At 65.3% G+C, this 16,209-nt stretch carries 14 protein-coding genes and 1 pseudogene; 13 read left to right on the plus strand and 2 right to left on the minus strand.

Annotated elements, in window-relative coordinates; all coding sequences use genetic code 11:
- Positions 1-707: glycosyltransferase family 4 protein (locus tag HKL97_RS13020; RefSeq protein ID WP_291426053.1), on the minus strand; the 707-nt coding region annotated here is incomplete at its 3' end.
- A gap of 118 nt (positions 708-825) precedes the next feature.
- On the opposite strand from HKL97_RS13020, the gene HKL97_RS13025 reads away from it, so the two are divergent.
- The 10 genes from HKL97_RS13025 (at position 826) to HKL97_RS13070 (ending at position 13,394) form a co-directional block, all read left to right on the plus strand.
- Positions 826-2,148, plus strand: a complete 1,323-nt coding sequence (locus HKL97_RS13025) for a UDP-glucose/GDP-mannose dehydrogenase family protein (protein ID WP_291426055.1) — start codon at positions 826-828, stop codon at positions 2,146-2,148.
- A gap of 50 nt (positions 2,149-2,198) precedes the next feature.
- Positions 2,199-3,899: a methyltransferase domain-containing protein gene (locus HKL97_RS13030; protein ID WP_291426057.1), complete on the plus strand. Its 1,701-nt coding sequence runs from the start codon at positions 2,199-2,201 to the stop codon at positions 3,897-3,899.
- Positions 3,899-7,012: a class I SAM-dependent methyltransferase gene (locus HKL97_RS13035; protein WP_291426059.1), complete on the plus strand. Its 3,114-nt coding sequence runs from the start codon at positions 3,899-3,901 to the stop codon at positions 7,010-7,012. Before HKL97_RS13030 ends, HKL97_RS13035 begins: the two co-directional genes overlap by 1 nt.
- Positions 7,009-8,058, plus strand: a complete 1,050-nt coding sequence (locus HKL97_RS13040; protein WP_291426061.1) for a rhamnan synthesis F family protein — start codon at positions 7,009-7,011, stop codon at positions 8,056-8,058. The genes HKL97_RS13035 and HKL97_RS13040 overlap by 4 nt, the downstream gene beginning before the upstream one ends.
- Before the next feature lie 5 nt (positions 8,059-8,063).
- Positions 8,064-8,822, plus strand: coding sequence for a 1-acyl-sn-glycerol-3-phosphate acyltransferase (locus tag HKL97_RS13045; protein ID WP_291426063.1), 759 nt, complete (start codon positions 8,064-8,066; stop codon positions 8,820-8,822).
- A complete protein-coding gene (locus tag HKL97_RS13050; RefSeq protein ID WP_291426065.1) occupies positions 8,819-9,598 on the plus strand; it encodes a rhodanese domain-containing protein in 780 nt (259 codons plus the stop codon). Before HKL97_RS13045 ends, HKL97_RS13050 begins: the two co-directional genes overlap by 4 nt.
- 93 nt (positions 9,599-9,691) lie before the next feature.
- Positions 9,692-11,047 (plus strand): tRNA (N6-isopentenyl adenosine(37)-C2)-methylthiotransferase MiaB, encoded by a 1,356-nt coding sequence (miaB, locus tag HKL97_RS13055; RefSeq protein ID WP_291426067.1) that lies wholly within the window; start codon positions 9,692-9,694, stop codon positions 11,045-11,047.
- The gene (locus HKL97_RS13060; RefSeq protein ID WP_291426069.1) at positions 11,044-12,066 is read left to right on the plus strand and encodes a PhoH family protein; all 1,023 of its coding nucleotides are present in this window, start codon (positions 11,044-11,046) and stop codon (positions 12,064-12,066) included. Before miaB ends, HKL97_RS13060 begins: the two co-directional genes overlap by 4 nt.
- A gap of 9 nt (positions 12,067-12,075) precedes the next feature.
- Complete coding sequence (gene ybeY / locus HKL97_RS13065; protein ID WP_291426072.1) at positions 12,076-12,510, plus strand: rRNA maturation RNase YbeY; 435 nt, start codon at positions 12,076-12,078, stop codon at positions 12,508-12,510.
- On the plus strand, positions 12,507-13,394 hold the full coding sequence (locus HKL97_RS13070) for a hemolysin family protein (RefSeq protein ID WP_291426074.1): 888 nt from the start codon (positions 12,507-12,509) through the stop codon (positions 13,392-13,394). Before ybeY ends, HKL97_RS13070 begins: the two co-directional genes overlap by 4 nt.
- A gap of 308 nt (positions 13,395-13,702) precedes the next feature.
- Here the strand turns inward: HKL97_RS13070 and HKL97_RS13075 are convergent, their stop codons facing one another.
- Entirely contained in the window at positions 13,703-14,905 is a 1,203-nt protein-coding gene (locus HKL97_RS13075; protein WP_291426076.1) for a pyridoxal phosphate-dependent aminotransferase, read from the minus strand.
- A 226-nt stretch (positions 14,906-15,131) separates the two neighbouring features.
- Here HKL97_RS13075 and HKL97_RS13080 point away from each other — a divergent pair, with 226 nt between their 5' ends.
- From HKL97_RS13080 to HKL97_RS13090, 3 genes and pseudogenes are all read left to right on the plus strand, one after another.
- On the plus strand, positions 15,132-15,515 hold the full coding sequence (locus HKL97_RS13080) for a hypothetical protein (RefSeq protein WP_291426078.1): 384 nt from the start codon (positions 15,132-15,134) through the stop codon (positions 15,513-15,515).
- A gap of 102 nt (positions 15,516-15,617) precedes the next feature.
- On the plus strand, positions 15,618-15,983 hold the full coding sequence (locus HKL97_RS13085; RefSeq protein ID WP_291426080.1) for an FKBP-type peptidyl-prolyl cis-trans isomerase: 366 nt from the start codon (positions 15,618-15,620) through the stop codon (positions 15,981-15,983).
- 45 nt (positions 15,984-16,028) lie between these two features.
- Positions 16,029-16,209 (plus strand): annotated as a pseudogene (locus HKL97_RS13090) (8-amino-7-oxononanoate synthase); the annotation flags it as partial.

Consider the following 16,209-nt stretch of genomic DNA (forward strand, 5'->3'; position numbering starts at 1 on the left):
AACAGCGCCAGCATGAAGCCGCAGAACTGGCTGCCCACATCGCCCATGAAAATCCGCGCGCGCGGAAAATTGAACGGCAGAAACCCCAGCACGCCGCCCGCCAGCAGCAGCGATGCGGTGTAGATGAAAAACCCGCCGTATCTCCCCGCGATCCCGGCCAGGAACAGGCAGGCGATCAGCGTCACCCCGGCGGCCAGGCCATTCAGCCCGTCGATGAAGTTCATCGCGTTGGTGACAAACAACAGAAACAGCAAGGTGAGCGGCATGCCCGCCCAGCCGAGGTTGAGCACACCGTAATATGGCAGTGCCAGCGTGGGCATCCACAACCCGGCGGCGATGGCGGCAATTGCCGCAGCGAATTGTCCGCTCAGTTTGATCACAAATGAGAGATCGAGCAGATCGTCGAGAAATGAGACCCCCGCCATCAGGAACGCGGCGCCGATGACGCCAAGAAAATACCCCTCCGCGATGCGCGAGACCTGGCCATAGCGGTGCAATAGCAGCACGCCGAGCATGAAGGCGGCGACAATCCCCACCCCGCCGGATTTGGGTGTGACGCGGCTGTGTGCCTTGCGGGCGGCGGGATGGTCCGGCACCCCGGCGGCGACCATTGCGCGCACGATAATGGCCGAAAAAATGGCCAGCCCGGCCATCAGGGCGATATGCCGGGGCAGGGCGAGCAGGCCGAGGGAGATGGCGGGATTCATGCGCGGCGGACCATGGCTGAAAGCCGCGCAAATTTGAAGATGCCGAGAATTGATGACAACCGCCTGCCGCGGGGGCTTGTCTGCGCCATGCGGCCAAGCCAGAACCGTTTTCAGGAGAATGGGAGGCACCAGCGTGAAGATTGCGATCATCGGCGGCGGCTATGTTGGCTTGGTCTCGGGCGCTTGTTTCGCTGAGTTCGGCGTCTCGGTCTCAGTGGTGGAGGCTGATGCCGCCAAGCGCGCCATGCTGCTGAAGGGCGAAATCCCCATCTATGAGCCGGGGCTGGACCGGCTGGTGGCCGAAAACACCGCCGCCGGGCGCCTGAGCTTCCCCGTCACGCTGGAGGAGGGCATCGCCGGGGCGGAGGCCGTGTTCATCGCGGTCGGCACCCCCACCCGCCGTGGTGATGGCCATGCCGACCTCACCTATGTCTTCGCCGCGGTGGAGCAGGTGCTGCGCGCGTTGGACCATCCGGCGGTGATCGTCACCAAATCCACCGTGCCGGTGGGCACCGGGCGCAAAATCGCGGAGCTGGCGCAAAGGCTGCGGCCCGATCTCGCGATCGAGGTGGCGGCCAACCCGGAGTTTCTGCGCGAGGGCAGCGCGATCACCGATTTCATGCGGCCGGACCGCGTGGTGGTGGGGGCCGAGAGCGAGCGCGCCCGCGAGGTGCTGCAACGGCTCTACCGCCCGCTTTATCTGCGCGAGGCACCCATCGTCTTCACCGGGCTGGAGAGTGCCGAGCTGACCAAATACGCCGCCAACGGCTTCCTGGCGATGAAGATCACCTTCATCAATGAAATGGCCGATCTGTGCGAGAAACTGGGCGCGGATGTGAACGACGTGGCGCGCGGCATCGGGCTGGATGGCCGTATTGGCCGCAAGTTCCTGCATGCCGGGCCTGGATTCGGCGGCTCCTGCTTCCCCAAGGACACGCTGGCGCTGATGCGCATCGCCGAGGAGGCTGGCGCGCCCTCGCGGCTTATCGAGTCCGTGGTGGCGGTGAACGACGCGCGCAAAGAGGCGATGGCGGGGCGCGTGGTGGCGGCCTGCGGCGGGAGCGTGCGGGGCTTGCGCATCGCCGTGCTGGGCCTGGCCTTCAAGCCCGAGACCGACGACATGCGCGAGGCGCCCTCGCTGCCGCTGATCCACGGGCTGGCCGCCGCCGGCGCGCAGGTTACGGCGTTTGACCCCGAGGCGATGGCCGGCGCGAAGCCGCTGCTGCCGGAAACCGTGGCCTACGCCACGGGCACCGCGGAAGCCCTGAACGGCGCCGATGCGCTGGTGCTCGTCACCGAATGGAACGAATTCCGCGCCCTGGCGCCGGCGGCCCTCAGGGCGTTGATGCGCGGAAATACCGTGATTGACCTGCGCAATGTGTTCGACCCCCAGGCCATGCGCGACGCGGGATTTGCCTATCATGGCATTGGCCGGGCATAAAACACCGCCATGCTGCCTCCTCAACCGCCTGTTCTCAAGGATAGCGCTCATTGACTGCCGTTCACACGCATTATCCGGATTTCGCCAACCCCGAGCTGCTCGAAAAAATCCCCCTCTCGGCGCGCACGATTCTCGACGTCGGCTGCGCCCAGGGGGCGCTCGGCGCTGACTATCTGTGCCGCAACCCCAGGGCGCGGGTGCTCGGCATCGACCTTGACGAGGATGCCGCCGCTCACGCCAGGGAGCGGATTTCCGAGGTGTTCTGCGGCGACGTTGAAAAGAACCCGATGCCCTTCAACGTGCCCGAAGGGATTGACTGCATCATCTACGGCGATGTGCTGGAGCATCTCGTCGATCCATGGGCGCTGCTGAAGGAACACGCGAAATACCTCTCGCCCGAGGGCGCCGTGCTGGTCTGCATGCCCAATGTCGAGCATTGGTCCTTTGCCGCCCGGCTGCTGACCGGCAATTTCGGCTATGAGGAGCAGGGTCTGTTTGACCATACGCATCTGCGCTGGTTCACCCCGCGCATGATGGGCCAGGCCCTGGCCGAAGCCGGGCTTGAGCTTTCCGACGTTGCCCCGAGGCCGATCGCGCGCGAGCAGGCGGAGCAGTTCGTCACCGCGCTCGCGCCCGGCCTGCAGGCGCTGGGCGTCAATCCGGCGGAATATCTCAACCGCGCGGTGCCGCTGCAATTCATCTGGCGCGCCCGCAAATCGGCACAGACACGCATCGAGCTGAACGCCACCATGCTGACGCCCCAGGGCGGGGTGAGCGATGTGCGCGTCATCGAGCCGATCCGCGCCATGCGGACTGACAGCGCCTTGTTCGGCACCATCGCCAATGAGGCGGATTTTGACCCGCGCCTGGTTGACGCGCCGCGCATCGCGGTGCTGCACCGGCCGCTGCTGCTGGGTGAATCCGGCCTCGCGCGGCTGCGCGCGCTGCTGGAGAAGGACTATGTCATCGTCAGCGAGTTCGATGACCATCCGCAGTTCATGGAAGACCGCGGCATCAACCTGGAAGAGCTGCTGACCTTCCGCGGCGTGCATGCGATCCAGACCAGCACGGCGGCGCTGGCCGAGGCGCTGGCGCCGCAGAACCCGGAGATCGAGGTGTTCCGCAACGGCATATTCTCGCTGCCGCCGGTGAATAATTTTAACGACCCCGACCATCTGACGCTGTTTTTCGGCGCGCTCAACCGTGGGGCGGACTGGGCGCCGCTGATGCCTGTGCTCAATGAGGTGGCGCGCGCGGTCGGCGAGCGGTTGCGCTTCCATGTCCTGCTCGACGAGGGTTTTTATAACGCTCTGGAAACGCCGCATAAGCGTTTTGACCCGATGGCCGATTACGCCAGCTACATGCGGATGCTGGGCGAGGCGGACATTGCCTTCATGCCGCTGGCCGATACGCTGTTCAACCGCGCCAAATCGGATCTCAAGTTCATCGAGGCCGGGGCGGCGCGCGTGGCGGCGCTCGCCAGCAACGTGGTGTATGCCGGCAGCGTCCAGAACGGCAAAACCGGCATGCTTTTCAACGACCCGGGGGAGCTGCGCGCGAGCCTGCTGCGGCTGCTCGCCTATCCGGAAGCCACGCGCAAAATGGCCGATCAGGCGCGCGCCTATGTCGCGGGGGAGCGCATGCTCGCCTATCAGGTCACCGCGCGCACGCAATGGTACCGCAGCCTGTGGGAACGCCGGGCGGAGCTGAACGAAGCCCTCAAAGCGCGGGTGCCGGAACTCTTCGCCTGATGGCGGCAGCCCGCAAAATACGGATCGCCGCGCATATCGAGGTAGACTGGCTGGAGCGGCGCACGGCACCCGCGCGCTGTCCCAATTGCGGCGCCGTGGGGCAGGCCGAGCAACTGCTTGAGATCGACTATCGCCCGCCCGATGCGGTGCATCGCTTCGTGCTGCAAATCTGCCCGGCCTGCACGGCGCGCTTCGTCGATAACACGCACACCATGGATTACGGCACCGATGAGCTGATCGAGATCGGCTGGAACATCTACCAGGTGCAGCTGGGGGCGGGCGTGTGGCCCATCTCGGCGCCGTTGACGCGGGTGCAGAAACCCGCCGGGGCAAGGGTGCTGGAAATCGGCGGGGCTTATGGCTTCGGGCTGGATTTTTGTATCCGCGCGCGCGGCTGGCAAGGGGTGGGGTATGACCCTTCGCCCCTGGCTGCCTTTGGCGCGCGCGAGTTGGGGCTGGACATCCGCCAGCAGTATTTCACCCAAGCCGAGGTGCCGGACGGCCCATGGGATGTGGCGATCGCCACCGAGGTGCTGGAACATCTGGAACATCCGCCGGAATTTCTCGCCCTGATGCGCGCGGCGCTGGGGGCGCAAGGCATTTTGGTGCTCACCACGCCGGATGGCGAGGGCATCACCCCGGCGCTGGAGGCTGGCGTGCTGATGCCGCTGCTCTCGCCGGGCGCGCATCTGGTATTGCAGACCGCCGCCAGCCTGGAGCACGCGCTGCGCGCCGCGGGGTTCGCGCATGTCACCGTGCTGCGCGAGGGGCTGTCCCTGGCCGCCTATGCCAGCGCGGCGCCCTTTGCGCTTTCTGGGAACGCCGCCGCCGGGCGGGCGATGTACCGGCGTTATCTGGTGGAGCGCAGCCGGATCACCGCGCCGGAGAGTGATCTATGCTTCGGCTTTGCCGGGCGCGGGTTGTTCGAAGCCGCGAACGATGGCGACGCGGCGGCGGTGGAAGCCGCGTGGAGCGTGCTGTTGCCGGCCGCGCGGGCGCGCTTCGGGCTGGACCTGGCCAGTATGCGCGCTCTGCCCGAAGGTGCGGCGGATGCCAGCCTGGCCGGGCTGGCCCGGCTGATGCCGCTGGGGCTGGGGATGATTTTGTTCGGCCGGGCGATGCATCTGCTGAGCCTGGATACGGACCGCGCCGAACTGCTGGCGCTGCTGCGCCTCGCCGGGGCGGCGGTGGAAGCGTTGCAGCGCGCGCTGGCCAAACGCTCGCTCACTGACGGCCTCTCGGCCAGCATCGGCCGTATCATCGAGACCGAGATATGGCTTTGCCAGGCCGAGGCGGGCGATGCCGCCAGCGCCGCCGGGCTGATCGCGCGCGCCGATGTGGTGGACGGCTGGCGCGGCTTTGTCGCGCTGGTCAACGCCGGGGCGCTGGAGGCGGCGGGCGCGTTGAAGGCGGCGCTGCTGGCCGATATGCCGGATGCGGCGCTGCCCGCCGCGCTGCACCGCAACGCGCTGCTCAGCCTGGCCAATTTCGTGCTGGCGCCGGGCGGGGAGACAATGCGCGCGTTCGAATATGCCCAGGCGTTGCGCGCGCTGGGCGAGGATGCCGATGCGGTTGTGCTGCAGGCGTTCACCCGGCTGGTGAATGCCTCGCGCTATGCCGAGGCGCAGGCGGCGGCGGCGCGTTACGGCGTCGATGCGCTGGCATCGCGCGCGGCGGGCACCAAAATTGGCCAGGACACGCGGCTGGCGCAGATGGTGCTGGACCTTGCGGCGGGCGACCCGGCGGAGGTTCCGGCGCGGCTGGCGGGGCTGGAGATCGACCCGGCGCGGCGCGATATTTTGTTGCTGGAGGCGTTCATCCGGCTGGTGAATGCCTCGCGTTATGACGAGGCGTTGAGGTTCATCGCCGCGCACGGGGTCCCCGCCCTGGCGGCGCGGACCGGCGGCGAGGTGGCGCGCAACGCCGCCCTGGCGCGCATGGTGCTGGACCTCGCCGTGGGCGACCCGGCGGAGATACCGGCGCGGCTGGAGGGGCTGGAGATCAGCCCCGCGCGGCGCGATGTGCTGCTGCTGGAAGCTTTCATCCGGCTGGCCAATGCCTCGCGCTTTGCCGAGGCGCAGGCGTTTGCCGCGCGGCATGATGTGGCGGCGCTGGCCGCGCGCCAGGGCGGGGCGGCGGGGAGCAATGCCGCCATCGCGCTCGCGGTGGTGGACCTTGCGGTGGGCGACCCCGCGCTGGTGCCGGGGCGTTTTGCCGGGGTTGATGTGGCGCCAGGGCGCCAGGTGGCGTTGCTGCTGGGGGCGTACACCGGGCTGGTCAACGCCGCGCGCTATGATGAAGCTGGGGCGCTGGCGGCGGCGGCACCTTGTTTTGCCGGATTGGACAGCTTGCCGGGCGCCGCGGCCGATGACGCGCGGCTGGCCAGCGTGATGCTGGACCTGCATTTTGCCCGCACGCAGGCGGCGCTGGCGCGGATTTTCCGGCTGGAACAGCAAGGCGGCGACCCGGCGGTGCTTGGCCCGCTGCTGGTGGATGGTTTCGTGCGGCTGGTGAATGAGGGAAATTTCACCGAGGCGCGGGCGCATGGCCGCGCGGTGGAGCGCAGGCTGGCCGCCTGCAAGCCGGCCTTGCGTCATGACGCGCTGGCGGCGCTGCTGATGCTGGAGCTGCGCCAGGGCGATGGCACGCGCATCGTGCAGCGGGTGGAGGAAGCCCTGGGCGGCGGGCTGGAGGAGGCGCGCCTGCATGAACTAGTGCTTGCCGCCTTTGTGACACTTGTGAACGCCGGGGATTTTGCCAATGCCCAGCTGCTGCTGCATCTGGTTGAGCCGCTGTTGCTGAAACTGCGCCCGCCCCATGACGAGGCCGCGCGCAACGCGCTGTTCGCGGCGGGGATGCTGTTTTTGCAGCAGCGCGAGGACTGGCGCCGCGCCGCCGCGGTGTTCGCCCGGCTGCGCGACGCGCTGGTGAAACTCACCCCGCCCGGCGCGGCGGCGGACCCGCTGTTCTGGCCGGCGCTGCGCGGCGAGATTGTGGTCCTCAACCATTTGCAGCGCGGTGAGGAGGCGATGGCCCTGTTGCGGGCGTTCACCGGCGTTTATCCAGATGCGCCGGATGACCTGCGCCAACAACTTGAGGGCTCTCGGGCATGATGGATTATCTGAAAAAGCAGATCCGCGCCTTTTTCGTGGGCTGCAAATGGTATGTGCTGGTCCCCTTGGCCCGCTTCATCGGCCAGTTGCGCAGCCCGCGCCAGATTTTGCGTGTCTGGCCGGAGGGTGAGGTCTCGCTCGGGCCGAAGATCGTGCTGTTCATGCATTTTGACGGGCGCGGCGTGGTGCGCGCGCAATTGCTCGACTATATGCGCGAACTGCGCGATGCCGGCCGCACGGTGGTGTTCGTCAGCAATGCCGGCAAGCTTTTGCCCGCCTCGCTGGAGGCATTGCGCGAGATTTGCGCGGTGGTGATCCTGCGGCGCAACATCGGCTACGATTTCGGCGCCTGGCGCGATGCGGTGGATTATCTCGGGCTGCCGCGCGCGGACACCGAGGAGGTGATCCTCGCCAATGACAGCGTATTCGGCCCGCTGGTGCCGCTGGGCGATGTGCTGCGCCGTCTGAACTACCAGAAAGCCGATATCTGGGGCCTCACGGAGAGCTGGCAGGTGCGCTACCATCTGCAATCGTTCTTCCTGGCCTTCGGCCCGGCGGCGCTGCGCGCCCCGGCCTGGGAGAAATTCTGGCGCAGCGTGCGCCCGGTGCCGATGAAATTCTATATCGTGAACGCCTATGAGGTGGGCGTGACCCAGGCGATGGTGAAGGGCGGGCTGCGCTGCGCGGCGCTTTGGCCGTATGAGACGCTGATCAAGCTGGTCAACCGCGACGAGCTGGAAAAGCTGATCCTGGCCGAGGAGAGCGAGCTGGGCAAGGCCGACCCGATTCAGATCACACGTAAATTGCAGGTGTTGCGCATCCGTGACGGCGTGGCCCGGCGCGTGGCGCTCAACCCGACCTCGGATTTATGGCGCCAGCTGCTGCTCTCGGGCTTTCCCTTCATCAAGCGCGAGCTGCTGCGCGACAACCCGACCAAGGTTGAGGACGTGGGCGACTGGGTGGAGGTGGTGCGCGACAGCCTGGCCGCCGATCCGGAACCGATTTTGCAGGACCTCCGCACCATGCTGAAGGGCGGTGCGCCCTGATCCGTATGCTGCTGCGGGTGCTGGCGATCCTGGCGTGGACGCTGTTTTGCATGCCCGTTCAGGCGCTGCTGCTGGCGCTGCCGGGGCGTGGCAAGGTGTGGTTCGCCCAGGTTTACTGGCGCGGCGTGGCGCTCGTGCTGGGGCTGCGGCTGCGGGTCGTGGGGGAGATTTCGGCGCACCGGCCGAGCCTCTTCATCGCCAACCATTGCTCCTGGCTGGATATCGTGGCGCTGGGCAGCGTGCTGCCGGGCTGTTTTGTCGCCAAGGGGGAGGTCGGGCGCTGGCCGGTCATCAGCTGGATCGCGCGGCTGGGGCGCACCGTGTTCGTCTCGCGCAACCGCACCAATGTGGCGCGCGAACAGGGGGCGCTGGTGGCGCGGCTGAACGCGGGGGACGGCATCATTCTGTTCCCCGAGGGCACCACCTCCGACGGCAACCGGATTCTGCCGTTTGCCTCGTCGTTTTTTGTACTGGCGGACGCAGCCGCCAAACCCTATGTGCAGCCGGTGACATTGGTCTACGACGGGCTGGACGGCCTGCCGGTTTTGCGCGCGGACCGGCCGGAGATCGCCTGGTATGGCGATATGGAGCTGGCCCCGCATTTCAACCGGATCGGCCGGCGGCGCAGTGTTCATGCGACGATTTTTCTGGACGCGCCGATCGCCCCCGGGACTTTCCCCAATCGCAAGATATTTGCCGCGGCGCTGGAAGCGCGTATCGCGCATAATGCCGCGGCCCTCAGGCAAGGACGTATGCAAGCATGATGAACAAGGTGGCCGCATTGTATCAGTTCCTGCGGCTGGAACAGCCCGGGTCGGTGCGCGAGGAGTTTCAGGCCGCCTGCGCGGAGCTGGGGATTTTCGGCACCATTCTGGTCAGCCCGGAGGGGATCAACGGCACCATCGCCGGGGCGCCGGCGGCGATTGATGCGTTTGTGGAACGCCTGTGCGCCCCCACCGCCGCGCGTCCGGCGTTCGAGCGGCTGGAGGTAAAGTTTTCCACGGCCGGGGCGGCGCATTTTGACCGGCTGAAGATCAAGCTGAAACGCGAGATCATCACCTTTGGCCAGAGCGTGGATGAGACCACGCGGCTTGGCCAGTATGTGGCGCCGTTTGCGTGGAACGCGCTGCTGGAGGACCCTGATGTGGTGCTGGTGGATACCCGCAACGGATTCGAGGTTGAATTTGGCACGTTCGAAGGGGCGATCGACCCGGGGCTGACCAGTTTTAGCGGGTTCAAGGATTTTGTGAACGAGCGGCTGGCGGACGCAAAACATAAAAAAATCGCGATGTTCTGCACCGGCGGCATCCGCTGCGAGAAGGCCAGCGCCTTCATGCTGGCGGCGGGGTTCGAGCAGGTTTTCCAGCTTCAGGGCGGGATTTTGCGGTATCTGGAAGAGATTCCGCAGGCGCAGAGCAAGTGGCGCGGTGCGTGTTTCGTGTTCGACCAGCGGGTGGCGCTGGGGCATGGGCTTGAGATTAAGTCACGGGATGATCACGCAAATTTCCTTGACACGGCGCGGGGAAACATAGCGGAGTAGAGCCACGCTCAGGAGGATTCCCATGGAATTGACCTTGACCTATTGGGGTTACACGCGCTTTTCCGTCCGGGAAAACCGGATGGAATTCTGTAAATGACCGCGACGGACCGCAACACCCGTAGACTGCATATTGTGACGCATGGCTGCCAGATGAACGTGTACGACAGTGCGCGCATGGCCGATGTTCTGGCGCCCCTTGGCTATACCGCCGTGGACAGCCCCGAGGGGGCGGATATGGTGATCATGAACACCTGCCACATTCGCGAGCGGGCGGCGGAGAAGGTGTTCTCCGCGCTGGGCCGGTTGCGCGACCTCAAGGAGGCCACCGGCAACCAAATGATGATCGCCGTGACCGGCTGCGTGGCGCAGGCGGAGGGGGATATTCTGCTCAAGCGCGCGCCCTATGTGGACATGGTGGTGGGGCCGCAGGCGTATCACCGGCTCCCGGAGCTGATCGCGCAGGTGCACCGCAGCAAGGGGGCTGTGATCGACACCGATTTTCCCGCTGAGAAGAAATTCGACTTTTTGCCCGATGCGGCGGCGCCGCAAGGGGTGATCGCGAACCTGACCATCCAGGAAGGCTGCGACAAGTTCTGCTCGTTCTGCGTGGTGCCTTATACGCGCGGGGCGGAAGCCTCGCGCCCGGTGGCGAGTATTGTGGCCGAGGCCAGGCGGATGGTGGCGCAGGGAACGCGTGAGATTGCGCTGCTCGGGCAGAATGTGAACGCCTACCACGGCGAGGGGCCGGATGGGCGGATCTGGAGCCTGGCGCGGCTGCTGAGCGCGTTGGCGGAGATCCCGGGGTTGAGCCGGTTGCGCTATACGACCTCGCATCCCTCCGACATGACCGAGGAGCTGATTTTAGCGCACCGGGACAATCCGGCGCTGATGCCGTTTTTGCACCTGCCGGTGCAATCGGGTTCGGATAAGATCCTGGCGGCGATGAACCGCAAGCATAAAGCCGATGATTTCAGGCGGATCGTGACGCGGTTGCGCGAGGCGCGGCCGGATATGGCGTTCACCTCGGATTTCATCATCGGGCACCCGGGCGAGACCGATGCGGACTTTGCCGCCACCATGGCGCTGGTGCGCGAGACGGGCTTCGCGCTGGCCTACAGCTTTAATTATTCCGCGCGGCCGGGCACTCCGGCGGCGGGGCTGGCGCAGATTGCCGATGAGGTGAAGAATGCGCGGCTTTATGAGTTGCAGGCGGAGTTGCGCCGCCAGCAGGATGCGTTCAACGCCGCTACCGTGGGGCTGAACACCCCGGTGCTCTTTACCGGGCTTGGCCGCCACCCAGGGCAGATTGCCGGGCGCTCGCTCTATGCGCAGCCGGTTGTTGTGGAGTCTCCGGTGGAGCTGACCGGCGAAATTCACGCGGTGAAAATCACCCATGCCAATCCCAATTCACTCTTGGGAAGTTTGAACAAGGAGGTTCGTGCCGCTTGAGCCAGATCATCGCATCCACGCCTACCCAACCCGCCCCGCCCCAGCGGTCCCTCACCCTTACCTTTGGCGATAACGCGCTGCTCTCGTTGTTGCTGGGGGACCATGACCGGCATCTGGCCCGGATTGAGCAGCGGCTCGGTGTGCGGCTGGCCTGCCGGGGGAACCGGGTTTCCATTACCGGCTCGCTTGAGCGGGTTGCCGCGGCGGAAGCGACTCTGGCGGCGCTTTACCGGCAGTTGGAACGTGGCGAGATGATAGATGGGCCAAAGGTGGATGCGGTGATGCGCCTGAGCGACCCGGCGGCCGAGCCGCGGCTGCCGCTCTCGGATTTGCCCGCGATCCGCACGCGCAAAGGGGCGATCGGCCCGCGCAGCGCGGCGCAGATGGCGTATATTGAGGAGCTGGCGCGCCACGAGATGGTGTTTGCGCTGGGGCCGGCGGGAACGGGCAAGACCTATCTCGCGGTGGCGCAGGCGGTGGCGATGCTGACATCTGGCCGGGTGGACCGGATTGTGCTCTCCCGTCCGGCGGTGGAAGCGGGCGAGCGGCTTGGGTTTTTGCCGGGCGATATGAAGGAGAAGGTGGACCCCTACCTGCGCCCGCTTTACGATGCGCTGAATGACATGCTGCCCGGCGACCAGCTGACCAAGCGGATGACGACCGGAGAGATCGAGATCGCGCCGCTGGCTTTCATGCGCGGGCGGACATTGGCGCATGCATTCGTGATTCTGGACGAGGCGCAGAACACCACGCCGGTGCAGATGAAAATGTTCCTGACCCGCATGGGCGAGGGGACGCGCATGGTGGTGACCGGGGATCTGACGCAGATTGACCTGCCGGCCGGCACACGCTCGGGCCTGGCGGATGCGCTGGAGACGCTGGAGGGGATTCAGGGGATTGGCGTCGCGCGGTTCAACAATGCCGATGTGGTGCGCCATCCGCTGGTCGGGCGGATTGTGGAAGCCTATGACCAGCGCCATGCCGCCGCGCGGGAAGCGGCGCGCGAACGGCACGGATAAAACGGATAGATGGAACCTGGAAGTCGCTACCCCTTCGGGGGCGAAGTTGTTGTTATTGAACGCCGCTGGAATTTTTATGTGCGCGATGTGGCGCGCGTGGTGGCGCGCACGCTGCGCGCGGCGGGGTGTGAGGCGGATGTGGTGCTCACCGATGACCGCACCGTGCGGCGGCTGAATTGCCGCGACCGGGGCAAGAACAAGCCGACCAATGTGCTGACCTACGAGCAGCCGCCTGAAATTTTGCTGGCGCTGGGCGTGGTGCGGCGCGAGGCGGCGCGTGAGGGCAAGGCGGTGAGGGCGCATCTGGTGCATCTGCTGGTGCATGGCGCGCTGCATTTGCAGGGCTATGACCATCATCACGCGGGCGAGGCGCGGGAGATGGAGAGCGAGGAGACGAAAATTCTGGCGCGGCTGAGGGTGGCGAATCCATGGAAAAACCGATGAGCTCGGCATTCGGGCGGATTTTGAGCCGGTTGCGCAGCAGTGAGCAGTCAGTGCGCGATTCCATCGCGGAGCTGGTGCAGGAGGCGGGGGTTGAAGACGCGCTGCACGAGGATGGCGAGGGGGTGGGCCTGAATTTGCAGGAGCGCGCGCTGATCGCCAATGTGCTGCGGCTGCGCGAGATGAGCGCCGATGATGTGATGGTGCCGCGGCCCGATATCATCGCGATGCGCGCCGATGTCAGCCTGGAGCAGGCGATAGAGCTGTTGCGCCAGGAGGGGCATTCGCGCCTGCCGGTGTTTCGTGAGCATCTCGATGATCTGATGGGCATGGTGCATATCAAGGATGTGTTCGCCTTCAGCGGCACGCCGGCGGAGTTTTCGGTGGAGAAAATTCTGCGCAAGCCGCTGCTGGTGGCGCCGCAGATCGGCGTGTTGGATTTGTTGTTGCAGATGCGCCAGACGCGCACGCATCTGGCGCTGGTGGTTGATGAGTATGGCGGGATCGACGGGCTGGTGACGATCGAGGACCTGGTTGAGACGATTGTTGGCGATATTTCCGATGAGCATGATGAGATTGAGGGCTCGATGGTGGTGGAGCGGGCGGATGGCGCGCTGGATTTGAACGCGCTGCTGCCGGTGGAGGAATTTGAGGAGAAGATGGGGCAGGTGCTCTCCAGCGATGAGCGCGATGCCGATATCGAGACCGTGGGCGGGTTGGTGTTCAACCTGGCGGGGCGGGTGCCGGCGAAGGGAGAGATTATCGCGCATCCCTCAGGGGTGGAGTTTTTGGTTCTGGAGGCGGATGCGAGGCGGATACGCAGGCTGCGGGCCAGGCGGACGCTGACGCAGGAGGCTGAGGCGCGCGCGGCGCGCGACGAGGGCTGAGGGGATGCTCCACGTGGAGCATTTGTGAGAATTTTTCTCTAACGCACTGTTAGTGTGGTTTTATTTTTTGCTTGCACCCCAATTTGTGCGGGTTTGGTTTGAATGTGGAATGGTTTAGAGCGCGATAGGTTTGGGGTGACGCAAGAGCGCCCCCCGCCCGCGCTCTAACTCTTTGATAAGAGGCTGATTCACGCTTTCGGTTGCCACGCTGGCGCGCGTCAACCTCAAACGATCAGGCTCTAGGTTTGGAACGGGAAGGTATGGAGATGCCGGCTTGCGCCGGCATGCTCTTGCGGATGTGAGGGTGGTTACACCAGTGCGGCGCAAAAGCGCTGGATACGGGTGCAGGCTTCGATCAGCGCCTCGGTGGAGGTGGCGTAGCTGATGCGGAAGTGGTCCGGGTAGATGAAGGCGGAGCCGTGAACGGCGGCCACACCTTCTTCGTCCAGCAGGGCGATGACGAAGTCTTCATCCGAGTTGATGGTGACACCTTTGGGTGTGGTTTTGCCGAGGCAGCCATGCATTCCTGGGAAGACGTAGAACGCGCCTTCAGGCTTGGCGCAGGTGAGGCCGGCCGCGGCGTTGAGCATGTCTACCACCAGGTCCCGGCGGGCCTGATAGACTTTGACCATCTCGTGCAGGGCGTCTTCCGGGCCGTTGAGCGCGGCCACGGCGGCGGCCTGGCTGATGGAGGAGGTATTGGAGGTGGACTGGCTCTGCAATTTGTCCATCGCCTTGATGAGGGCGAGCGGGGCGCCGGCGAAGCCGATTCGCCAGCCGGTCATCGCGTAGGCCTTGGAGCAGCCGTTCATGGTGACGGTGCGGTCATGCAGGCGGGGTTCGACCTCGACGATGGTGGCGGGTTTGAAGCCGCCGTAGGTCAGTTTTTCGTAAATATCGTCGGTGAAGACCCAGATATGCGGGTGGTTGAGGAGAACATCGCAGATGGGGCGCAGCTCGGCGGCCGAGTAGGCGGCGCCGGTGGGGTTGTTGGGGGAATTGAGGAAGACCCATTTGGTTTTGGGGGTGATGGCGGCTTCCAGGTCCGCCGCGCGCAGCTTGAAGCCGTTGTTCTGGCTGCAGGGGACGAACACGGGCGTGCCTTCGGCGAGGGCCACGATATCAGGGTAGGAGACCCAGCAGGGGGTGGGGATGATGACCTCATCGCCCGCCTGAACGGTGGCCAGCATGGCGTTGAAGATGACCTGTTTGCCGCCGGTGGAGACGATAATTTCCTCCGGTTTGTAGTCTAACCCGCTGTCGCGCTTGAATTTTGCGGCGACGGCGCGGCGCAGGGCCGGGGTGCCGGAGACGTCTGTGTATTTGGTGTCGCCCGCGTTGATGGCGGCGATGGCGGCCTGCTTGATGTGCGCGGGCGTATCAAAATCGGGTTCGCCGGCGGAGAGGCTGATGATGTCGCGGCCTTCGGCCTTGAGCGCGCGCGCCTTGGAGGAGATGGCGATGGTTTGGCTCGGGCTGATGCGGTTCAGGCGGTCGGCGATAAGGGTCATGCTCAAAGTCTCTGCTGTTAATGGGCGGCGCGACATTAAACCTGCGTCCAGCGGCACGCAAATGCCGGCCGTGAGTTACATTCCGTAACAATACATGCGCCTTGCGGCGCGGCGGGGAAGGGCATAGGGCGCTGATACGTCATCCGCGCGGGAAGCCGGCGGGTGGCGGCCTCGATCCTTAATACCGGGACCGCCTTATCCGGCGGGACCACTCAGGAGAATTTGCATGAAGGTTATCCAGATTTCCCGGCGTCTGTTGCCGGCGCTGACGTTTGCTTGCGCCATGGGCGTTGCCCCGCTCGCGATGGCGCAGACCGCTGCCGCGCCTGCCGGCACGATGGCGCCGATGGCCGCTCCCGCGGCTCCGGCTGCCGCCATGGCCCCGGTTGCCGCCAAGCCGGTGGCCGCCAAGCTGACCAAGGCTGAAAAGTTCAAGACCGAGGCGGCTGCCCAGGCGAGCTGCCCGGGTGATACGGTTGTGTGGAGCACCATGACCAAGAGCAAGGTGCTGCACACGTCGCGTTCGAGGTATTTCGGCAAGACCAAGCATGGCGTTTTCGTGTGTGAGAAGACCGCGGAAGCGGCCGGGTATCACCTCGCGAAGAACTAAGAGCTTGATGCGGATCAGGGGGGCTGAGGCCCCCCTGATTTGCGGCGGGATGGTTTTTTGACTACCCAGGCGGCGCAAATGACCGCTTGAGGAGTGAAGACTATGTCAGAAGCCAATATTGTTACCTTGCCGTCCGGCATTAAAATCCAGGACCATGTGGTAGGCACCGGCGAGAGCCCGTCCAAGGGCCAGATGGTGACGGTGCATTACACCGGCTGGCTCGATGAGGGTGGCGCGAAGGGCAAGAAATTTGATTCCTCGCGTGACCGCGGGCAGCCGTTCAGCTTCAAGCTTGGCGTTGGCCAGGTGATTTCGGGCTGGGATATTGGTGTTTCCACGATGCAGGCGGGCGGGCAGCGCACGCTGATTCTTCCGGCCGAGCATGGCTATGGCCAGCGCGGGGCTGGCGGGTTGATCCCCCCCGGCGCGACGTTGATTTTTGACGTGGAACTGATCAGCTTTAAATAAGCCTGGACTCTTCGCCGCCTGATCAGGCTGACATGAGGAGGTCTGATGAGCGATTTTGACGAGGCTTGGCGCCGCTGCCTGGAGGGTCTGGAAATGACCGGCCGGCGGCGGCGTTTGCGCGATGTGGACCGGCTGGGCGATGGGCGCGTGGATTCGGGCGCGGGGCCGGTGCTGGATTTTTCTTCCAATGATTACCTGGGGCTCTCGCATCATCCGGTGCTGATAG

Origin of the sequence: Acidocella sp. (assembly GCF_013044125.1) — a bacterium.
Classification (GTDB): domain Bacteria; phylum Pseudomonadota; class Alphaproteobacteria; order Acetobacterales; family Acetobacteraceae; genus Acidocella.